Below are 19,859 nucleotides of genomic sequence, written 5' to 3'. Positions count from 1 at the left end.
CTGGCGCCGATCACCTGCCCGGATTCTTCGGATCCCACAACACGGTTTCGGCATCTTTTTCATAAGCCATGCCCTTGGGATAGCTGATCGCTTCGAACTGCAGACCCCATGGCGCCTGAAAATACAGGATCGATTGGCCGGCGGCGGGGCCATCCTGGACCGGGAATGGTCCGAGCCGTGTCTCGATGTTGTTGCTGTCCAGATAGGCCTTTGCCGCGTCGATATCATCGACGTAGAGCGAGATATGAAATGCGCCGATATCGCTGTTCTTCTGTTTCAGATCTCGCTGGTCCGGAGCCGAGTATTCGAAGAGCTCTATGTTCGATCCGAAACCGCAGCGTATTTGCGTTATTTGCTTTACCTGAGCCTTGGGGTGGACACCGAGCAAATCCGTCATGAACGTGCCCTCGTCATCGGCAAAGGGGCCGAACGACATTATGACCTCACAGCCGAGCACCTTCTGAAAGAAATCGACCGCCTGCTTCATATCCGGCACCGTGAGTCCCGTATGATCGTGGCCACGAAGTCCGGGCAGGCCGCCGGCATTTTTCTCTGCTGACACAGGGTATTTCATGGTGATCCCCCTTTGGGTATGCCGATGCTATTGCGTTCTTGCTGCGGTTTAAGTGACGGCTTTGCGCCCCCTTCCAGCGACTATTCAAGCTTCTGACGCTTCTTCCATCAGGCTTTCGCGGCCGAGCCAGTTCGGGTCGATTTCCGGCAGGGGAATGGCGTCGAGCAGCATGCGCGTATAGGCGGAGGCGGGTGCGGTGAAGACGCGTTCGCAATCGCCATCTTCCTCGACGCGGCCGTGGCGCAGGACATAGACGCGGTTACAGATGGCGCGGATGACGGAGAGGTCGTGGCTTATGAAGGCCATGGAAAGGCCGAGGTCGCGCGAAAGCTCTTTCAGCAGATTGAGCACCTGTGCCTGCGTCGACACATCGAGGCCGGAGACGATCTCGTCGGCAAGCACGAAGTCCGGCTTGAGCAGCGCGGCGCGGGCGATGCCGATACGCTGGCGCTGGCCGCCGGAAAGCTCATTCGGATTGCGATCGAGGCAGGCCTGCGGCAGCGTCACCCGCTCGAGGATTTTTGCGACGTGGCGTTCTGCTTCTTTCCGGTCGGAGGCTAGTCGATGCAGCAGCAAAGGTTCGACAAGGATGCGGCGGATCGTGTGGCGCGGATTGAGCGAGGCCATCGGATCCTGGAAAATCATCTGCATGCGGCGGCGCAACGGGCGCATGTCGGCATCGGGCAGACGGGTGATGTCCCTACCGTCGAAATGGATGGTGCCCGCGTTGACATCGACCAGCCGCAGCAGGGCGCGGCCGAGCGTTGTCTTGCCCGAGCCGCTTTCGCCGACGATTCCCACAGTCTCGCCACGGCGGATGTCGATATCGACGCCGTGCAGCACTTTGATGCCATGGCCTGGCGGGCCGAAGAGATGCGGCTTGGCGCCATAGGTGACTTCGATTCCCCTAGCGGACAGGAGATGATCGGAAACGCTCATCGGCCGCCCTCAGGGATGCCGATTTCGCGGCGTAGTTGCTCGAACACGGCTTGCGGCACCGGCATCAGCCCGGCATCTGGCCGATCGTAGCGCGGGCCGGCGGCAACAAGCGATTTCGTGTAGATGTGCTGCGGGTGTCCAAGCACATCACTGGTGCGTCCCTCTTCGATGACCTTGCCGGCATAGAGCAACGTAACGCTGTCGCAGATCTGGGCCACAACGCCGAGATCGTGGGTGACGAAGATGACGGCGGTGCCGTGGGCCTCCTGCAGGCCGCGGATCAGCCGCAGGATCTGCTTCTGCACGGTGACATCGAGCGCCGTGGTCGGTTCGTCGGCCACGACCAGCTTCGGCTCCAGGGCGAAGGCGGCGGCGATCAATATGCGCTGGCGCATGCCGCCTGACAATTCATGCGGATAGGCGCGCAGCACGCGCTCGGGATCGCGGATATGCACTTCCTCCAGCAGTTTTAGCGCGCGCAGTCTTGCATCACGGGACGACATGCCTCGTTTCAATCGGAGGCCGTCGGTTAGCTGTGCCTCGATACGTCGTCCTGGGTTGAGCGCCGTCTGCGGGTCCTGCGGGATCAGCGAGATATCGCTGCCCATGATGCCGCGCAATTCCCTGGCGGAAAGGGTGAGGAGATTGCGGCTTTCGAAAAGGATGGAGCCGGCGGTGATGCGGACGCTGCGCGGCAGGATGCCGAGCAGGGCTTTGGCAATGGTCGATTTTCCGGCGCCGCTTTCGCCGACAAGCCCGCGTACTTCGCCGCGCTCTAGCGTCAGGCGAACGCCGCGAAGGATCGGTGCGCCGCCGTCGCGGTCGGAAACGGCGCTGAGGCCGGCAATGGAGAGAAGCGGAGATGTCATCGGCGCATAACCGGATCGAGGGCGCGGCGCAGGCCGTCGCCGAGTTGATTGAAGGCAAGCACCGTCGCGAAGAGCGCGATCAGCGGCACGACCAGCACCCACCAGCCTTGGTAGATCATCTGCCGCCCCTCGGCGATCATGCCGCCCCAGGTCGGCGTGTCGGAGGCGACCGACAGGCCGACGAAGGACAGGATGGCTTCGACAATGACGGCGATGCCCATTTCCAGGCTGACAAGGGCGATCAGCACGGGTGTCACATTGGGCAGGATCTCACTGAAAAGGATTTTCGCTCGCGAAAAGCCGATTGTATGGGCCGCGATGACATAGTCCATCCGCGCCTGCGCCTGCGTTTCCGATCGCACGACGCGGCAGAAGCGCGTCCAGTCGATGATGACGATGGCCGCGATGACCGAGTGCACGCCGGAGCCGAAGACGGCGACGAGCAGGATCGACAGCAACACCGGCGGGAAGGCCATCCAGATATCGACGAGGCGGGAGATCACCCTGTCGATCCAGCCGCCATACCAGCCGGCGAGAAGGCCGAGCAGTGTGCCGATCAATGCCGCAAGCCCGGCTGCGACAAAGGCGACTGTCAGAGCGATGCGCGTGCCGAAAATGGCGCGCGAGAGCACGTCGCGGCCAAGATCGTCCGTGCCCAGAAGGAAGCCCGGATCGGAGCCGTCGATCCACGCCGGCGGCAAAGTACCGGACATGAGATCCTGCTCCAGTGGATCTTTCGGCGCGATATAGGGCGCGAAGATCGCCAGGATGATGAGGAGGAGGATAAAGCCGCCACCGAAGATGACCTTCGGCTCGGAGAGCAGCGCGCGTACGCGTCTCGCCATTCTCGATGGTGGTCGCGGCATGGCGGGCGAGATGACGTCAGCCATGGGCGAGCCTCGGATTGAAGGCCGCGACCAGCAAGTCCACAGCCAGATTGACGAGGATGAAGAGGGCGCCGAAGACGAGCACGAGCCCTTGGATCAGCGGCAGGTCGCGGTTGATGACCGCATCGATCGCCATGTTGCCGATGCCGGGATAGGCGAAGATGCGCTCGACGATGACGGTGCCGCCGATCAGGAAGGTGAATTGCACGCCTGTGAGAGCGATCGTCGGGCCGACGGCGTTGCGCAGCGCCTCCTGCAGCACCAGCCGCAGGTCGGACATGCCCTTCAGCTTGGCAAGTAGGATATAGTCCTGCACCATGGTCTCGGAGAGTGCGGCTTTCAGCACGCGGGTGATGATGGCGGCCAGCGGCAGGCCGAGCGCCAGGACCGGCATGATCATATGCGCGCAGATGTCGGCAAAGATCCCGAAGCGAAGCGTCACCAGGCTTTCGAGGAGATAGAAGGGGGTTGAGAATTGCGCGTCTATGCTCGGGTCGATGCGGCCAGAGAGTGGGAAAAGCGGAAACAGCACGCCGAGGACCAGCACGAGCGCCAGCGCCCAGACGAAATCCGGGACGGCAAGGAAGAGGCCGTTGAGACTGTCGATCACCGGCTCGAACAGGGTACGGCGGGCAAGCGTGCCGACGATCGCGACCGCGCCGCCGAGAAGAACCGCCAGCACGAGGGCTGCGAAGGCGAGTTCCAGCGTTGCCGGGAGGCGCTCTCCCAGCAGGGACAGCACATCACGCTTCAGGGAGATCGATGTCCCGAAGTCACCCACCAGCACTGATTTCAGCCAGATGCCGAACTGGGTCGTGAGGTTTGCATCGAGGCCGTAATGGGCGCGGAGTGCTGCGATATCGGCGGGGCTTGCGCCCGGCGAGGTCATCATGGCGATGGGGTCGCCCGGCACGACGCGCAGCAGGACAAAGACGATCACCGCCACGCCGAAGAGCGTGATCGCGGCCATGATCAGCCGGTTGAGAATGGAGACTGCTATCATTCGTTATGAATTCCGATCGCACGGCTGGTGCAAATGAAGCGTGCAGGCCCCTCATCCGGCCTCCTGAGTTTTTGTCGAAGGGCGAGCACCTTCTCCCCGTTTTGACGGGGAGAAGGGGATAGAGGCACCCACAGCCTTCCTTCCGACCGCCTTTTCAGGCGAGGGTACAAAGGTCGTTCCCTCTCCCAGCCCCTTCGACAAGCTCAGGACGGGGAGAGGGCTAGGGTGAGGGGCGAGGCTACACGCTCAAAGCTCGACTCATCAACCCTTCGACACCAGCGTCGGCTGCAGGGCGCCGGAGACGTTCGGCGTGACCTTCAGGCTCGATTTGTAGACGATCGGCTGGGCATATTGCAGCAACGGGATCACATAGCCCTGTTCGGCGATGTACTTGATCGCCGCCTTCCAGCCGGCAATGCGCTTTGCCTCGTCCTTTTCCACCCAGAGCGGCCCCAACATGTCGTCGACATCCTTGGTCTTCCAGGCCGAGTGCGGCGAGGGGCCGAACATGGCAAAGCCTGTGGAGGTCGTCGGGTCGCCGATGGCGTTGCCCCAGTTGTAGAAGGCGGCCGGGCCGAGCTTGTGGGCGGCGCGCAGCTCGTAGTGCTTGGCGATTTCGTAGACTTCGATTTCGGCCTCGATGCCTACCTTGCGCCACATGCCGACGATCGCCTGGATCATCTCGTAATCCTTCGGCTTGAAGCCTCGGGTGGTCTTGATGCCGAACTTGACCGGTTTTTCCGGCGAATAGCCGCTGGCGGCCAGCAGCTTCTTGGCCTGCTCAGGATCATAGGGGATTTTGATGGAAGGATCGTAGGCGTCGTATTCCGGCGCTTCCAGCGTCGAAAGCGGCTTGCCGTAGCCGCGCAGCAGCCGTTTGATGATCGCTTCCTTGTCGATTGCCATGTTGGCGGCAAGCCGAACATTCTTGTCGAGCATCGGATCGACATTGCTGATGAAGATCATGCCGATGTCGGAGATCGGGGTTGCGACGCCTGAAAGGCCGGACTTCTTCTTCAGCCGGTCGAAATCCTCATAGGGGATTTCCAGCGTCACGTCGGACGAGCCGGATTCGATTTCGGCGACGCGGCTCGTCGTATCCGGCACGAACTTGAAGATGACGGTGTCGAAGGCAGGCTTGCCGCCGAAATAATGGGGGTTCGCCTTCAGGCGCAGATAGGAATTGCCCTCATAGGCATCGACCATATAGGGCCCGGTGCCGATCGGCTTCTTTTCAAAGCCTTGCGCGCCCACCTTGGTGTAATAGTCCTTCGGCAGGACATAGCCGGTGAGGAAGGCCATCCATTTGAAGAAGGTCGGCTCGAAGCGGACGACATCGCCGGTGATGCGGTTGCCCTCCGCCTTGTAATTGTTGGCTGTCGACCAGATGAACTGGATTGGGTTGCCGGTGTCCTGCTTGGCGGCGCGCTCCAGCGACCAGACGACATCGTCCGGGGTGAATTTGGAGCCGTCATGCCAGGTGACGCCTTCCCGGACATCCATCCACACCTTGGTCTTGTCGTCGTTCCAGCCCCAGGCGGTCAAAAGGCCCGGCTGGAACTTCAGGTCCGGTCCCTGGCCGATGAACTGATCGAAGATCGAGCGATAGATCGCCTGGATCGTCGGATTGACGGCGGACGGGCCGGTCGTCGGATCGAAGGATGGCAGGTTGACGTTGAAGGCGATGGTCAGCGTGCCGGCTTCAGCCGCCTCCACCTGTGTCCTGCCTGCGAAAATTCCAGTCATGAATGCGGCTGCGCCGAGGCTCAGGGCCTCGCGCCGAGTAAGTGTCGTCATGGTCACTCCGTTCCCCTGTTAAGCGGCAGAAAAGCGTGACGCCCAACTGCCGCTGGCGATTTATTGTCGGAATGTTTTAATCTTAAAATACATATTTTGGGGCGGCAAGCGCTTTCTCTAACCGTCTCGCGAAATCCCTTCCTCCGCTCCTCGACAGGCTTCGCAGGTCCGCATAAAATTTATGCATATGCATACATATGGTTGGCGAACTTATGCCGCAGCCAACGACGCGCCACGGTCGCGCGATATGGTTGTACGGCCAATTTCGCAAATTTGAACCGCGAAATCGCATAATTGTTCGTTGACAGTTCAAGGAAGTTCAAAATATGATTTTGCAAATGATTTAAAACAAGCCCACAAGGGCAAAGGGGTAACGTCATGGCCGAGCGATCGTTTGCGCGCGAGGTCGAGGATCTGAAGCTCGGGGAAGGTGACATCTTCCGCGGCGAGGGTATCCTCGCGATCACCAAGGCACTTCTGCAGTCCGGTGTCTCCTATGTTGGCGGCTACCAGGGATCGCCGATCTCCCATCTCATGGACGTGCTGGCCGACGCCAAGGACGTGATGCAGGATCTGGGCGTCCACTTCGAGACCTCGGCCTCGGAAGCGGCGGCGGCCGCCATGCTCTCCGCCTCCGTCATGTATCCGGTGCGCGGTGCCGTCACCTGGAAATCGACGGCGGGCACGAATGTCGCCTCGGACGCGCTTTCAAACCTGTCTTCGGGCGGCGTCACGGGCGGCGCGCTCATCATCATCGGCGAGGATTACGGCGAGGGCTCCTCGATCATGCAGGAGCGCAGCCATGCCTATGCGATGAAGTCGCAGATGTGGCTGCTCAATCCGCGCCCGAACCTGCCGTCGATCGTACAGGCGGTCGAGGAGGGGTTCGAGCTTTCGGAAGTCTCGAACACGCCGGTCATGCTGCAGGTCGGTATCCGCAGCTGCCATGTGCACGGCCAGTTCGTCGCCAAGGATAACAAGCGGCCGGCCTATACGCTGAAGCAGGCGCTTGAAAATCCGGTTCGCGACGTCAACCGCATCGTGCTGCCGCCGGCATCCTTCATGCACGAGAAGGAGAAGCTGGAGAAGCGCTGGCCCGCCGCCGTCGATTTCATTAGGAAGCGCCAGCTCAACGAGTATTTCGGCCCCTCGGAAGGCGATGTCGGCATCATCCTGCTCGGCGGCATGTATAATGGCGTGTTGCGCGCGCTGCAGCAGCTCGGGCTTGCCGATGTCTACGGCAATTCCGCCGTGCCGCTTTATGTTCTGAATGTCGCCTATCCGCTTGTTGATGACCAAATCGCCGAATTCTGCGCCAACAAGAAGGCGGTGCTGATGGTGGAAGAGGGGGCGCCCGAATATATCGAGCAATCCCTGAATACTATCCTGCGTCGCCGCGATATCCAGACCAAGGTCGCGGGCAAGGATGTCCTTCCCATGGGTGGTGAATATACCGCGCCGGTGTTGATGAAGGGCATCAAGAACTTCCTGGAGGTCCATCAGCGCATGCTGCTCGGCAACCAGCCGCCGCTGCCGGACCCGACCCCGATCCTCAACGATCCGAAGATCAAGGCCTTGGCGGAAGTCGTGCCGCCGCGTCCGCCTGGTTTCTGCATCGGCTGTCCCGAGCGGCCGATCTTCGCGGCGATGAAGATGGTAGAGGACGAGCTCGGCCAGCATCACATATCAGGCGATATCGGCTGCCATCTCTTCTCGATCCTGCCGCCGTTCAACCTCGGCAGCACGACCATGGGCTATGGGCTCGGGCCGGCGGCTGCCTCGGCCTTCAATGTCGCGGCCGACAAGCGCGTGATCTCGGTCATGGGCGATGGCGGCTTCTGGCATAACGGCCTTGCGACCTCCGTCGGCAATGCCGTCTTCAACAAGCAGGATGGCGTCATCCTCGTCGTCGACAACTATTATTCGGCCGCGACAGGCGGGCAGGACATACCGTCCTCGCGCGCGCTCAATCCGCGCCGTAAGACCAACAATTCCATCGTCAATGCGGTCAAGGGCATCGGCGCGACTTGGGTACGCCAGATCGACCGGACTTACGATGTCGCAAAGATGCGCGACACGCTGCGCGAGGCTCTGACCTCGAAGGAGCCGGGGCCGAAGATCATCGTCGCCTCCTCGGAATGCATGCTCAACAAGCAGCGCCGCGTGAAGCCGCAATTCGCCAAGGCGGTCAAGGACGGCAAGCGCATGGTCAAGGAGCGCTTCGGCGTCGACGAGGATGTCTGCACCGGCGATCACGCCTGCATCCGGCTTTCGGGCTGTCCGTCGCTATCGATCAAGCATACCGACGATCCGCTGAAGGATGATCCGGTGGCAGCGATCGACAATAATTGCGTCGGCTGCGGCAATTGCGGCGAGGTCTCGGAGGCGGCCGTGCTCTGTCCCTCCTTCTATCGTGCCGACATCATTCATAACCCGACCGGCTGGGATCGCTTCGTCGCCCGCATGCGCTCCGGCATCATCGGCTGGCTACAGGCGCGCCGTCGCGCCGGCCGCGTCGTCTTTTCGGATTGAGAGGGCGATATGAACGAGCATGTGAGCATGAGTGATCTCAGTGCAAGCCGTCTTTCGACGGACAAGCCGCTGTCGCTTGCCATCCTCGCCATGGGCGGGCAGGGCGGCGGCGTGCTGGCCGACTGGATCGTCGGCCTTGCCGAGGCTGAGGGATGGATGGCGCAGACGACGTCGGTGCCCGGCGTGGCGCAGCGCACGGGCGCGACGATCTACTATATCGAGATGCTGCCGGCCCGCGACGGCCACGCACCGATCTTTTCGCTGATGCCGACACCTGGCGATGTCGATGTCGTCATGGCGGCCGAGCTGATGGAGGCTGGCCGTTCCGTGCTGCGCGGCCTAGTCACGCCGGACAAGACGCTGCTGATCGCCTCGACACACCGCTCCTTTGCGGTTGCCGAGAAGGAGAAGCCGGGCGACGGCATCGGCAATGCCGAAGTGGTGGTCGATGCCACGGATTTCGCCGCCAAACGCACCATCGCTTTCGACATGGAAACGATGGCCGTCAGGAATGGCAGCGTGATATCAGCTTCCATGTTCGGTGCGCTGGCCGGCTCCGGCGCGCTTCCCTTCGGCAAGCAGGCTTTCGAGGCGATGATCCGCGCCGGCGGCAAGGGCATCGAGCCCAGCCTGAAAGCATTCAACGCCGCCTTCGACAGGGTCAAGGAGAAGCCGCGCGATACGGTTTCCGCAACGCCGCCGAAGCATTTCGATGCCCTGCCGGAAACCGCCGGCCATCCGGCGCTGGACCGGTTGGTCAATCGTATCCGGTCCGAATTTCCGGAAGCCGCGTGGCCGCTACTCTTTGCCGGCGTCAAGAAGCTGGCCGACTATCAGGATCCGGCCTATGCCGATGAATATCTGAGCCGTGTCACGGCACTTCACGCGCTCGACCGCAAGGCCGGCGGCGCGAGCAAGGATCTCGCCTTCACCGTGCAGGCGGCGAAATATGTCGCGGTGGCCATGGCTTACGACGACGTTATTCGCGTTGCCGATCTGAAGGTGCGTGGCTCCCGCTTCGAGCGCGTTCGCAAGGAGGTCGGCGCCAAGGACGATCAGATCGTCTATATGACCGAATATATGCATCCGCGCATGGATGAGGTCTGCGGTACGATGCCGAAGGCGATGGGTCTCTGGATTGAAAGCCGGCCGCGCCTGTTTGCCCGGCTCGACCGCTTCGTCAACAAGGGCCGGCGGGTTCAGACCGGCACGCTGTTCTGGTTCCTCGGCCTCTACATGGTTTCGGCGCTACGTCGTATCCGTCGCGGCACCCTGCGGCATTTACGCGAAATGGAGCATCGCGAAGCCTGGCTTGCGACGGCATCCAATCTTCTGGCCGTAAATTATGATCTCGCCGTCGAGGTGGTCGGCAACCGCCGCCTCGTCAAGGGCTATTCCGATACGCATGCGCGCGGCCTTTCCAAATTCGATCGCGTCATGTCGGCGTTGCCGCTGCTGCGAGACCGTGAAGATGGCGCGGCCTGGATGCGGCGACTGCGGCAGGCGGCGCTGCTGGACGAACGGGGCGTGGCGCTCGACGGCGCGTTGAAGACCGTGGAGACGTTGTGAGGTGGGGTGGCCACCCGCCCTCGTGGTTCGAGGCTCCGGTCCTTCGGTCCTCCACACCTCACCATGAGGGCTAACCCTCTGTGCTAATTGCGAAAACCTCTCCGCCTCATCCTGAGGTGCATCTTGAAGCGCAGCGGAAAGATGCCTCGAAGGACGGGGCGGCCACAGGCGCCCCCGGTCTCTTCAGATCTCATGCTTCCTGATATTGTGCAGCACCTTGTGCAGGGTCGAGATGAAGGTGCGGTATTCGGCTTCGTCAACGCCGTCGAACATCTGGAGGAACAGGTCGTACATGGTCGGCCACACTTTCTCGAAGGCGGCGCGGCCTTCTTCGGTGATCGAGACATCACGGATGCGCATGTCTTCGGCACGCGGCTGACGGCGGATGTAGCCCTGCTGCTCGAGAGAGTCCAAGGTGCGGCTCATCGTCGATTGCTCGGTCACGGCGAAGACGGAGAGCTCGTTGATCGTGACACTGGAGGATACGCTGAGAACGGCGAGCGCGCGCATCTTCGCGGTCGTCATGTCGTATTCGCGCAGTTCTTCCGAAAGGTTGGCGTTCCAGCGCGCCATCAGCCGGTTCATGAGATAGGGTGCGAAGTGATTGAGGCCGATTTCGCCCATGGTCGGGCGCTTTGTGTTCTCATCCCGCTTGCGCCTCAAAACGGTGCCTGAAAACCGTTCCTCCATCGACGATCCTCCCTAGGAAACGTATTACTTCAGCGATGATGCCAGCAGGAAGCCGGAGCCCCCACCAAGGCCTGCACCGGGATGCGCCGAGGCGCCGATGTGGTAGAGGCCCGTTATGTGGGTGCGGTGGTTAACAGATGACTTGAAGGGACGCCAGATGAAAAGCTGGTCGAGGCCGCAATAGCCGCCATAAGGGTCGCCGCCGACAAGGTTCATGTTCATCGCTTCCAGATCACCCGGAGAGTAGGCGCGGCGTGCGAGCTTTATGCCCGCGAAGTTCTCGATATGGCTTGATAGCAGCGCCTCGACGCGGTCGGCATAGCGCTCGCGCACCTCTTCCGTCCAACGGCCATCTTCCGGCGTCGCGATCTCGCCGGCGGCATCGCCCTTGATGCGGCGCGGCGCTTCGGGAAGCTGCAGCCAGAGGATCGATTTGCCTTCCGGCGCGCGGCTGGGATCGAGTGCGACCGGCTGCCCGACGCAGATGGTGGGCTCCTCAGGCAATAGCCCGCGCTCGCATTCGTTGGCGGCGCGCGAGACGCCGTCGAGGCCGGAGGTCAGATGCAGCAGCGCCACCTTGCCGAGTTCGGCATCGGCCTTCCAGCGCGGCGGCTCGGAAAGCGCGTAGTGGATTTGCATGTTACCCTTGCCGTAGCGGTAGCTGGCAACGCTGGATTTTATCTCGGTCGGCAATGGATCCGGCCAATCCGCCATCAGCCGGTCGTAGAGCTGTTTTGGGGTCACGGAGCAGATCACTCCGGCCTTTGCCCTTAATATCTCGCCATTTGCGAGGCGCACGCCGCCGGCGCGGCGATTGGGGCCTGGGATGATGGCCTCGACATCGGCACTTATACGGATTTCGCCGCCATTATCGGCAATCAGCCGTTCGAAGGCGGCCAGCAGTTTCCCGGCGCCGCCCTTGACGATCGGCGCGCCGCCCAGCTCCAGCGCAAAGCCGATGACCTTCAGCATCTCGGCGGAATAGGCACTTTCCGGCCCGAGGCCGCAATGAAGCACCCAGGGTGCCCAGAGCGCATGAATGTCTTCCGACCGATAGGTGGTTTCGAGGTAGCCGCGTGCCGGCGTCAAGGCTTCGCCGAACCAGGCGGCGAGTTTGCGCAGGCCGCGGTTCCAGCCTTGCCCGGCAACGGCCTTCAGGGTCGAGCCCGACCACAGCGCGCCGCCGAGCAGGGAAAACAGGAATGGCGCATCGGCAGCAAGGGCTGCCATCTCGCGGGAGAAAGTCTGCCCGTCGCCGAGCGACAACTCGTCGAAGGTGGCTATATTTCGCTGCCTGTTCTTGGAAAAGACGACATGCGAACCGTCAGGCCTCAGCACGCCTGTGGGAAGGTCGGCATGGGCAAATTCCAGGCCCCGCGCCTCGAGATCCTTGCCGATGGCGCCATAGGCCGGCGAGGTGAGGAGCAGCACCATGGTCGTTGCCATGACGTCGTGGATGAAGCCGGGCTGGGTGATCTCCTCGGTGCGCAGGCAACCGCCGATGCGGTCATTGCGCTCGAAGACGAGCACCTTGTGTCCCTTTTTGCCGAGCATTGCGGCTGCGACGAGCGCATTGATGCCGCTGCCGACGATGATGTAATCATGATCGCCCATTGCCGCTGCCCCTCATAGGCAAGATGAACGGAAGGACCGGAGCCCGCCCCCGGGCTCGGATCCTTCCAGCCTATCATGCAATCAATGCCAGTGCACGAACCGGCGAGCCGGTGCCCTTGACGAATTTCAGCGGAGCGGCGATCAGCACGGCGCCCTTGGCCGGAAGCTGGTCGAGATTGGAAAGGCTGGCAAGGCCATAACGGTTGGCCTTGTGCATGAGGTTATGCGCCGGGAAGGGCGGGTTCATGCCGCCGGCCGATCCGGCATCGGTGCCGATCGTTTCCGAACCCCAGCCGATGATGCCCTTGCTCAGCAGATATTCGATCGCCTCGGCCGTCGGGCCGGGAGAGTGGGGGCCGTTTTCATCGGCATTCAGGAAGGCCTCGGTCGAATTGTTACGCTTGTACCAGTCGGTGCGCAGCAGCATCCAGCTGCCGGCTTCGATCGCGCCGTTGTCAGCTTCCCATTCCTTGATGCTATCGACCGTCAGCAGATAGTCGGGATCGGCAGCTGCTTCCTTGGAGCGGTCGATGACATTGACCGGCGCCACGAAATTCTGCGGCGGGATGGTGTCGGTCGTGTTGTTCGGATGGTCCTTGCCGGTGACCCAGTGACAGGGCGCATCGAAATGCGTGCCGGTATGCTCGCCGAGTTCCAGCCAGTTCCAGGCCCAGAAGGGGCCATCCTGGTTGTATTCTGAGATCGTGTGGACCTTGACCTTGGGGGTGTTCTTGCCAAACTGCGGCGGCAGGTAAAGCACTGGGGTATCTGGTCCGAGCGGCGCGGTGAGATCGACGACCTTGACTGAGCCCGAAAGCAGGGCCGAGGCGAGACTGACGAGTGTGGAAGCGGTCATTTTTCTAGTTCCCCTTGTTGCCGCATGATCCCATGCGCAGAGCCGTTTTGCAGGTCTTTTGTTCGGGATCAGGCTTGAAGTCGGTATCGCCGGGCGCGGGGTGCCTTTCCTCCCGGCACCGGGTCCGCGCGGCGGCGGAATGAAGGGAGCCTATGTCACAATATATGATATTGCAAGCATTCCGGCTTGCTTCCGGAGGTCAAAATTGGGCTTCAATTCGAGACTGGGCCGGATCGGTAATATACTGAAATAGAACGCTAATCTCAGGGGTGATTTATGGATGATCCACCTGTGATTGTGTCGGCATCACGCGATTCGCGCCCATAGATACTTGAAGCTTAAAGCTCAGGATGTATGCATGTGACAATAATAATTACAATTCAAAGAGGGGCAAGCGATGAGCTATGATGCGATCATAGTGGGGGCCGGGCATAATGGCCTGGCGGCGGCGGTGCATTTGGCCTCCAAGGGCTGGAAAGTCGCCGTCATCGAGAGCAATGCGGAGCCCGGCGGCGCGGTCAAGACGCGCGAGGTGACGCTGCCCGGATTCAGGCACGATCTCTGTGCCATGAACCTCTCCATGTTCGCCGGCTCGGCCTTCTTTGCGCAGTACAAGAACGAGCTGTCGGCCGAAGGTCTGGGCTTCATGCCGGCTGCGGATTGCTTTGCCAGCGTCTTCCGCGACGGCACCTATCTCGGTGTCAGCACCGATCTCGAGAAGACAGCAGGCGCCATCGCCGATATCTCGCCGCAGGATGCCGCCGCCTGGCGCAACATGCTCTCGCAATTCGGCGCGGATGCCCCGCATGTTTTCGGTCTACTTGGTTCGCCAATGCCCTCGATGGCCGCAGCCAAGGTGGTGTGGAAGGCGTGGCGTGAAAAGGGGACGGGCTGGGTCTACGAGACGGCGCGCATGCTCTTTGCCTCGCCGCGCGATTTTCTCGATGCCCGTTTCCAGAATACCAAACTCAAGACCATGATGGCGGCCTGGGGGCTGCATCTTGACTTTGCGCCCGATGTCGCCGGCGGCGCGCTGTTTCCCTATCTCGAATCCATGGCCAATCAGGCCTTCGGCATGGTCATCGGCAAGGGCGGAGCCGATACCATCATCAAGGCGATGGCCACCGTGCTGAAAAGCAAGGGCGGCGAGCTGATGCTGGGAACGCATGTCGACAAGATCGTCACGTCAGGGGGCAAGGCGACGGGTGTCGTGCTGGCCGATGGCCGCCGTTACGAAGCAAAGCGCGCCGTCATCGCCAATGTCCATCCGCAGATCCTGTTCGGCAAGCTGCTGGATCAGGACCCGTCGCGTCGGGAGTTCGACGGCAAGGTCAAGCGCTTCCGCGCCGGACCTGGCACGATGATGATCCATCTGGCGCTGTCGGGCCTTCCGGATTGGACGGCGGGCAAGGCGCTCCAGAATTTCGCCTATGTGCATATCGCGCCGGATCTCGAAATGATGTCGCGTGTCTATGCCGAGGCCATGGGCGGTCTCCTGCCGGCCGAGCCCGCCTTGGTGATCGGGCAGCCAACGGCGATCGACCCGTCCCGCGCGCCGGCCGGACAGCATGTGCTCTGGATACAGGTGCGCGTCCTGCCGGCGGAATTCCACGGCGATGCAGCGGGAGAAATCACCGGCACAGGCTGGGATGAGATCAAGGATGCCTATGCCGAGCGCGTTCTCGATATCGTCGAACGCTATGCCCCCGGCTTGCGTGGCAAAATATTGGGGCAATCGGTGTTTTCACCCATCGATCTCGAACGCGAGAACCCGAATCTTGTCGGCGGCGACAACCTTTCCGGTAGCCATCATCTCGACCAGAATTTCCTCTTTCGCCCCGTCGCCGGCTATTCGCGCTACAGGACACCGGTCGCTTCACTGTTCATGTGCGGGGCTTCGACATGGCCGGGAGCGGGAACGGGGGCGGGTTCCGGTTTCATGTTGGGGAAAATGCTGGCCAAGTGAGCACCATTTGGCTTGACGCGCAAACCTTTGACATTTCAAATGTTGCTCCCTAGATCGTTCACATCGTGAATGCAGAGCATTGAATTGAGCTGACGTGATGGCAGAACCGGAAAGTGCAACCGTTGACCTGGAGATCATCGTTCAGGGCGCGCAGGAAGGCAAAAAGCTGGAGTTGCGGCTCTGGCTGCGCATGCTCTCGACCACGAAGCTGATCTCGCAGGAAATTCGTCGTCGGCTGCGCAATGAGTTCGGTGCGACCCTGCCACAATTCGATCTGATGGCGCAGCTCTATCGCGAACGCGAGGGTCTCCGGCTCGGGGAGCTGTCGAAGCGAACCATGGTCACCAACGGCAATGTCACCGGGCTTGTCGAACGGCTGGAAGCGGATGGCCTCGTGCTGCGCGTGACACCCGATGGCGACCGGCGGGTGACGGTCGCGAAGCTGACGGAGAAGGGCGAGACGTCGTTCAGCGCCATGGCTGCGGCCCATGAAGGCTGGCTGCGCGACATGATGGCTGATGTGGACCCTGCTATCGTCAGCGAGCTGTGGCGCGATATCGGCGCGGTGAAATCATCGGTCAGCAATCATTTGTCAGGCGCCGACTTCGATTGACGGCCGCGCTTATCTGGCTTGCTCGTTCTTGAACCTCTTCTCGAGCACGCTGACGAGGCGCACCATCGGCCAGAGCAGGATGACATAGATCACCGCGGCCATGATCAGCGGCGAGGGGTTGGCATAGAGGCCCTGGGCGTTCTGCCCCTCTTTCAGCAGTTCCGGCAGGGCCACGGTCGAGGCGAGCGACGTATCCTTGAACATCGACACGCAGTTGCTCGTCGTCGGTGGGATGACGATGCGGACCGCCTGCGGCAGCACGACCTTGTAAAGCGTGATCAGGAAGGGAATGCCGAGGGCGGCGGCGGCCTCGAACTGGCCGCGCGGCACGCTTTCGATCCCTGAGCGGAAGACTTCCGCCGAATAGGCAGCCAGCACGATGGAAAATCCGAGGATCGCCGACCACCAGGCGGAAAAGCTGATGCCGATGAAAGGCAGCGCGTAATAGATCAGGATCAGCACAACCAGCATCGGCATGGCGCGCATGATGTCGATATAGGCGACCATCAATAGCTGCAGCGGCTTGGGAGCATAGAGGCGGATCAGGCTGACGACGAGGCCGCCGGTGACGCCGATCAGGATACTGACCACGCCGAGCGCGATCGTCATCCAAAGCCCGCGCAGCAGCTGGGGGAAAGCCGAGATCATGACGTCGGAATTGAAGAAGGTATCGACGAAAGACATTGGCACTCCCGCGCGCAAAACGAAGATATGATTTCTTACATCTACGCCGGTCGTTGCGACCGGCGTAGTTCATTTCAATAATGATCTTTTGATCACGCCTTGGGGATGGGCAATTCGGTGATGGTGGAGGAGCCGGCCGGCGCCTTGCCGCCGAACCACTTCTCGTGGATCTTTTCCAGCGTGCCGTCCTTCTTCATCGCGGTGACGGCGTCGTTGATCTTACCGAGCAGCGGCGAATCCTTGGTCATCATCAGGCCGTATTGTTCGCCGGTCTTGATGCGATCCTTGATGGCGAAGCCCTTGGTCTTGACGAAGAGATACTGCATGCCCGGAATATCGCTGACGACGGCATCGATGCGGCCGGCGCCGAGATCGAGGAACATGTCCTGCTGCGAATTGTAGCCCTTGGCGTCGGCAAAGCCTTGCGCGGCCTTGTTGTCATTGACCCATTTTTCACCGGTAGAGCCCGACAGCACGCCGACGGTCTTGCCCTTGAGATCGGCGAGCGTCTTGATCGGGTTGCCGTCCTTGGTGGCAACGCCCATGTCGGAGTCGTAGAAGGGCTGTGTGAAGGACTGCGACTTCAGGCGCTCCGGCGTGATGGTGATGGATGAGATCGCCACGTCGATGCGCTTGGAGCTGGTTGCTGCAAACAACGCCTGGAAGCCGTAGTCGGCGATGTTCGTGGTCATGCCGGCGCGCTTGGCCGCTTCGTTGACGACATCGACCTCGAAGCCTTCGAAGCCGCCATTGGCGGTCTTGTATTCGAAAGGCGGGTTGTTCGGATAGGAACCGACATTCAACACATCGGCGGCATAGGCAAAATGGCTTCCGCCGGCCAGGCCGACGGCGGTCGCTAGGACCAATAGACTACGACGAGTAATGGGCATTTTCTTGGTCTCCCTCTGGTTATGGCTGCGGGCTTTTCCTCTCACCCGCGGTATTGCCGTCCGCCCGACCGGCGGCCGTCTCATGTCATCGCGTTGACCATGCGATCGAGCGCGATGCGCATCTGTTCAGTTTCGCGGAAGGTGCACATGCGCAGGAACGCGCGGGACGCTTCGCCGAAGTGGTATCCCGGCGCCAGGCCGACGCGGGCCGTTTCGAGGATGCGCTCGCACAATGCCGTCGCATCGGGTTCGCCCTGCAGCGCGAAGAAGGCATACATGCCACCGCGCGGTTTCTCCGGCAGGATCATGCCCGGTATCTTCGGCAGTTTCTCATAGGCGAGGTCGAGGCCGGCCTTGATGCGGCCGCGGATTTCTGAAACCAGCGGCTCGCCTTCGCGCAGGGCGGCGGCAGCTCCGGCCTGAACCATGGCCGAGGTACCGCTGTTGATATACTGCGTCATGGCGCCGAGCTGGTCGGCAACGGCGGACGGGTGCGTCAGCCAGCCGACGCGCCAGCCGGTCATTGCCCATGCCTTGGAGAAGCTGTTGATCGCGATCACGCGATCGCCATCCTCGGCCACCTGCAGGATCGAAGGGGCGATGTCGCCATCGAAATAGAGGCGGGCATAGACCTCGTCGGAGATGATCCAGATGCCGGTGCGGCGGCTGAAATCCAGCAGCGCCTGCATCTCCTCGCGCGAGGCTGTCCAGCCCGTTGGATTGGATGGTGTCGACAGGAAGATGGCGCGGGTGCGGGCATCGCAGCGTGCGAAGAGCTTGTCGAGATCGAGGCGCCAGTCGGTATCGAAATCGAGCGACACGGCGCGCGGCTCGCCGCCGATCAGATGGATGGCGTTGTGAATGTTCGGCCATTGCGGCGCGACATAGACGACATTGGTGCCGACATCGACGAGCAGTTCGAGCGCCATGTAGAGCGCCTGCATGCCGCCGGGCGCGACCGTCGTGCGCTCGATCGGGATAGGGCGCTGATGCCAGTGCGTCTGATAGTCCGACAGCGCTTCGTTGAGCGTCGCCAATCCGCGCATGTTCGGCACGTAGAAGGTCGCGCCATCGTCAAGCGTCTTCTTCGCAGCATCGCGGATGAACTCCGGCGTTACGATATCGCCTTCGCCGAACCAGAGCGGAATGACGCCGCCCAGTTCGCGGGCGCGCTTGGCAAGGACTGCGATGTTGTCGGTGCGCATGTCGCGGATCTGGGCGCGAATGCCTTCGAGGGCATCGCGGCCTGACATCGCGTTCGGCAGGTTATGCTGCGGTAGAGACAAGGAATTTCCCCTGGGAATTCGATATTGGAGGGCTCAAACGGCTATGGAAGCTTTCGCTCGTGCCACCCCTCAATTTCGAATGGTTATCCAAAAACCAGTGCATTTCAAGGACAAATTTTAAGCTTAAAAAGTCTTCCTCTTTGCGCGATTTCATTTGCCAACTCATGCGATAACGCTCTGATAAAAATCAGTTTTCTTCCTTCTTCGCGGTGTGCTTTGCCTTTCTTGCAGCGTCGATGCCGGCCGCCAGACTGGCGCCGAGAAACATCGTGTCGCTTGCCAGCAGAAAGAAATTTATGCCGGCTTCGCACCATGCGCCGACATCATCGGGGGATGGGCGGAAGATGCCGACCGCGCGGCCGGCGGACAAAGCCGTTTCCGCGATGGTTCTGATTGCCGCGTCGAGCCTGTCCTTGCCCGCCGGTCCCATGGCATCGATCGAGACGGAGAGATCACCGGGGCCGATGAAGATGAGGTCGACGCCATCGACGGCAGCGATCTCGGCGATATTGGCAAGCCCGTCGGCCGTTTCGACCTGGATGGCAAGTACGAGTTCCGCGTTGGCCTTGGCGAGGTAATCCGGAATCCGGTAGCCATAGGCGGCGGCGCGGCCCGGGCCGACGCCGCGTGCGCCGAGCGGGGGATAGCGGGTGGCCTTGATTGCGGCGCGCGCCTGCTCCGCCGTTGAAACGCGAGGCACGAGAACGCCCGCCGCACCTGCGTCCAGAACAGTCGCGATATCTTCCGCCGCATGTCCGGGCACGCGGACCATGGCGGGAACGCGATGGACATCGGCGGCGCGGATCAGATCCTCGATACGCTCGCGGCTGATCTGCGAATGCTCCCAGTCGATGCAGAGAAAATCGACGCCGGAGGCTGCCGTGACTTCGATGGCGACCGGATGCGGAATGGCCGCGAACGTACCGACGAGCAGCTTCTGCTCGATACAGTTCCGGCGGAAATCGCTCATCGTCACCCTCCTATTTCAGCGGTCCTCTCAACGAGGGATAGACCGAAAAGATACAACTGCGAAGCGGCAATCTGCCCTGAATTTCGGGGCAGCTTCCGTGCCGATCAGGCGCCGGCACGG

The 19,859-nt window shown here is 61.5% G+C and carries 17 protein-coding genes; 4 read left to right on the top strand and 13 right to left on the bottom strand.

Annotated features, from left to right (window positions below; genetic code table 11):
- Positions 1-10: 10 nt before the first annotated feature.
- The 6 genes from CCGE531_RS14785 to CCGE531_RS14760 all read right to left on the bottom strand — a co-directional run bounded on the left by CCGE531_RS14785 (position 11) and on the right by CCGE531_RS14760 (position 6,069).
- The gene (locus CCGE531_RS14785) at positions 11-574 is read right to left on the bottom strand and encodes a VOC family protein (RefSeq protein ID WP_120664850.1); all 564 of its coding nucleotides are present in this window, start codon (positions 572-574) and stop codon (positions 11-13) included.
- Between the two features lie 84 nt (positions 575-658).
- Positions 659-1,513 carry an ATP-binding cassette domain-containing protein gene (locus CCGE531_RS14780; RefSeq protein WP_120664849.1) on the bottom strand — a complete coding sequence of 285 codons (855 nt, stop codon included), beginning with the start codon at positions 1,511-1,513 and terminating at the stop codon, positions 659-661.
- The gene (locus CCGE531_RS14775) at positions 1,510-2,382 is read right to left on the bottom strand and encodes an ABC transporter ATP-binding protein (RefSeq protein WP_120664848.1); all 873 of its coding nucleotides are present in this window, start codon (positions 2,380-2,382) and stop codon (positions 1,510-1,512) included. Before CCGE531_RS14775 ends, CCGE531_RS14780 begins: the two co-directional genes overlap by 4 nt.
- On the bottom strand, positions 2,379-3,272 hold the full coding sequence (locus tag CCGE531_RS14770; RefSeq protein WP_120664847.1) for an ABC transporter permease: 894 nt from the start codon (positions 3,270-3,272) through the stop codon (positions 2,379-2,381). Before CCGE531_RS14770 ends, CCGE531_RS14775 begins: the two co-directional genes overlap by 4 nt.
- On the bottom strand, positions 3,265-4,272 hold the full coding sequence (locus tag CCGE531_RS14765) for an ABC transporter permease (RefSeq protein WP_120664846.1): 1,008 nt from the start codon (positions 4,270-4,272) through the stop codon (positions 3,265-3,267). The genes CCGE531_RS14770 and CCGE531_RS14765 overlap by 8 nt, the downstream gene beginning before the upstream one ends.
- A 261-nt stretch (positions 4,273-4,533) precedes the next feature.
- Entirely contained in the window at positions 4,534-6,069 is a 1,536-nt protein-coding gene (locus CCGE531_RS14760) for an ABC transporter substrate-binding protein (protein WP_120664845.1), read from the bottom strand.
- Positions 6,070-6,447: 378 nt separating this feature from the next.
- Here CCGE531_RS14760 and CCGE531_RS14755 point away from each other — a divergent pair, with 378 nt between their 5' ends.
- On the top strand, positions 6,448-8,601 hold the full coding sequence (locus CCGE531_RS14755; RefSeq protein WP_120664844.1) for an indolepyruvate ferredoxin oxidoreductase subunit alpha: 2,154 nt from the start codon (positions 6,448-6,450) through the stop codon (positions 8,599-8,601).
- 9 nt (positions 8,602-8,610) lie between these two features.
- Positions 8,611-10,170, top strand: coding sequence for an indolepyruvate oxidoreductase subunit beta family protein (locus tag CCGE531_RS14750; RefSeq protein ID WP_120664843.1), 1,560 nt, complete (start codon positions 8,611-8,613; stop codon positions 10,168-10,170).
- Positions 10,171-10,353: 183 nt separating this feature from the next.
- Here the strand turns inward: CCGE531_RS14750 and CCGE531_RS14745 are convergent, their stop codons facing one another.
- The 3 genes from CCGE531_RS14745 to CCGE531_RS14735 form a co-directional block, all read right to left on the bottom strand.
- Complete coding sequence (locus tag CCGE531_RS14745) at positions 10,354-10,860, bottom strand: MarR family transcriptional regulator (protein WP_120664842.1); 507 nt, start codon at positions 10,858-10,860, stop codon at positions 10,354-10,356.
- Between the two features lie 24 nt (positions 10,861-10,884).
- Positions 10,885-12,474, bottom strand: coding sequence for an NAD(P)/FAD-dependent oxidoreductase (locus CCGE531_RS14740; RefSeq protein ID WP_120664841.1), 1,590 nt, complete (start codon positions 12,472-12,474; stop codon positions 10,885-10,887).
- Positions 12,475-12,547: 73 nt separating this feature from the next.
- A complete protein-coding gene (locus tag CCGE531_RS14735) occupies positions 12,548-13,330 on the bottom strand; it encodes a cyclase family protein (RefSeq protein ID WP_120664840.1) in 783 nt (260 codons plus the stop codon).
- A gap of 397 nt (positions 13,331-13,727) precedes the next feature.
- On the opposite strand from CCGE531_RS14735, the gene CCGE531_RS14730 reads away from it, so the two are divergent.
- Both CCGE531_RS14730 and CCGE531_RS14725 read left to right on the top strand, forming a co-directional pair.
- Positions 13,728-15,296, top strand: coding sequence for an NAD(P)/FAD-dependent oxidoreductase (locus CCGE531_RS14730; RefSeq protein WP_120664839.1), 1,569 nt, complete (start codon positions 13,728-13,730; stop codon positions 15,294-15,296).
- A gap of 97 nt (positions 15,297-15,393) precedes the next feature.
- Positions 15,394-15,909, top strand: a complete 516-nt coding sequence (locus tag CCGE531_RS14725; protein WP_120664838.1) for a MarR family transcriptional regulator — start codon at positions 15,394-15,396, stop codon at positions 15,907-15,909.
- 9 nt (positions 15,910-15,918) lie between these two features.
- Here CCGE531_RS14725 and CCGE531_RS14720 read toward each other — a convergent pair whose 3' ends face one another.
- From CCGE531_RS14720 to CCGE531_RS14705, 4 genes are all read right to left on the bottom strand, one after another.
- Complete coding sequence (locus CCGE531_RS14720) at positions 15,919-16,593, bottom strand: amino acid ABC transporter permease (RefSeq protein ID WP_120664837.1); 675 nt, start codon at positions 16,591-16,593, stop codon at positions 15,919-15,921.
- Positions 16,594-16,685: 92 nt separating this feature from the next.
- Positions 16,686-17,483, bottom strand: coding sequence for an ABC transporter substrate-binding protein (locus CCGE531_RS14715; protein WP_120664836.1), 798 nt, complete (start codon positions 17,481-17,483; stop codon positions 16,686-16,688).
- 80 nt (positions 17,484-17,563) lie between these two features.
- Positions 17,564-18,769, bottom strand: coding sequence for a pyridoxal phosphate-dependent aminotransferase (locus CCGE531_RS14710; protein ID WP_245458863.1), 1,206 nt, complete (start codon positions 18,767-18,769; stop codon positions 17,564-17,566).
- A 187-nt stretch (positions 18,770-18,956) separates the two neighbouring features.
- Positions 18,957-19,739 carry an aldolase/citrate lyase family protein gene (locus tag CCGE531_RS14705; RefSeq protein ID WP_120664835.1) on the bottom strand — a complete coding sequence of 261 codons (783 nt, stop codon included), beginning with the start codon at positions 19,737-19,739 and terminating at the stop codon, positions 18,957-18,959.
- Between the last annotated feature and the right edge of the window lie 120 nt (positions 19,740-19,859).

This window comes from Rhizobium sp. CCGE531 (assembly GCF_003627795.1).
GTDB lineage: Bacteria > Pseudomonadota > Alphaproteobacteria > Rhizobiales > Rhizobiaceae > Rhizobium.
The sequence above is the reverse complement of the archived record's forward strand: the minus strand, read 5'-3'. Positions and strand labels throughout refer to the sequence as shown.

Excerpts from the sequence above, each read along its gene's own strand:
- CCGE531_RS14785 (WP_120664850.1), bottom strand. The coding sequence starts at position 574 with ATGAAATACCCTGTGTCAGCAGAGAAAAATGCCGGCGGCCTGCCCGGA.
- CCGE531_RS14780 (WP_120664849.1), bottom strand. The coding sequence starts at position 1,513 with ATGAGCGTTTCCGATCATCTCCTGTCCGCTAGGGGAATCGAAGTCACC.
- CCGE531_RS14775 (WP_120664848.1), bottom strand. The coding sequence starts at position 2,382 with ATGACATCTCCGCTTCTCTCCATTGCCGGCCTCAGCGCCGTTTCCGAC.
- CCGE531_RS14770 (WP_120664847.1), bottom strand. The coding sequence starts at position 3,272 with ATGGCTGACGTCATCTCGCCCGCCATGCCGCGACCACCATCGAGAATG.
- CCGE531_RS14765 (WP_120664846.1), bottom strand. The coding sequence starts at position 4,272 with ATGATAGCAGTCTCCATTCTCAACCGGCTGATCATGGCCGCGATCACG.
- CCGE531_RS14760 (WP_120664845.1), bottom strand. The coding sequence starts at position 6,069 with ATGACGACACTTACTCGGCGCGAGGCCCTGAGCCTCGGCGCAGCCGCA.
- CCGE531_RS14755 (WP_120664844.1), top strand. The coding sequence starts at position 6,448 with ATGGCCGAGCGATCGTTTGCGCGCGAGGTCGAGGATCTGAAGCTCGGG.
- CCGE531_RS14750 (WP_120664843.1), top strand. The coding sequence starts at position 8,611 with ATGAACGAGCATGTGAGCATGAGTGATCTCAGTGCAAGCCGTCTTTCG.
- CCGE531_RS14745 (WP_120664842.1), bottom strand. The coding sequence starts at position 10,860 with ATGGAGGAACGGTTTTCAGGCACCGTTTTGAGGCGCAAGCGGGATGAG.
- CCGE531_RS14740 (WP_120664841.1), bottom strand. The coding sequence starts at position 12,474 with ATGGGCGATCATGATTACATCATCGTCGGCAGCGGCATCAATGCGCTC.
- CCGE531_RS14735 (WP_120664840.1), bottom strand. The coding sequence starts at position 13,330 with ATGACCGCTTCCACACTCGTCAGTCTCGCCTCGGCCCTGCTTTCGGGC.
- CCGE531_RS14730 (WP_120664839.1), top strand. The coding sequence starts at position 13,728 with ATGAGCTATGATGCGATCATAGTGGGGGCCGGGCATAATGGCCTGGCG.
- CCGE531_RS14725 (WP_120664838.1), top strand. The coding sequence starts at position 15,394 with ATGGCAGAACCGGAAAGTGCAACCGTTGACCTGGAGATCATCGTTCAG.
- CCGE531_RS14720 (WP_120664837.1), bottom strand. The coding sequence starts at position 16,593 with ATGTCTTTCGTCGATACCTTCTTCAATTCCGACGTCATGATCTCGGCT.
- CCGE531_RS14715 (WP_120664836.1), bottom strand. The coding sequence starts at position 17,483 with ATGCCCATTACTCGTCGTAGTCTATTGGTCCTAGCGACCGCCGTCGGC.
- CCGE531_RS14705 (WP_120664835.1), bottom strand. The coding sequence starts at position 19,739 with ATGAGCGATTTCCGCCGGAACTGTATCGAGCAGAAGCTGCTCGTCGGT.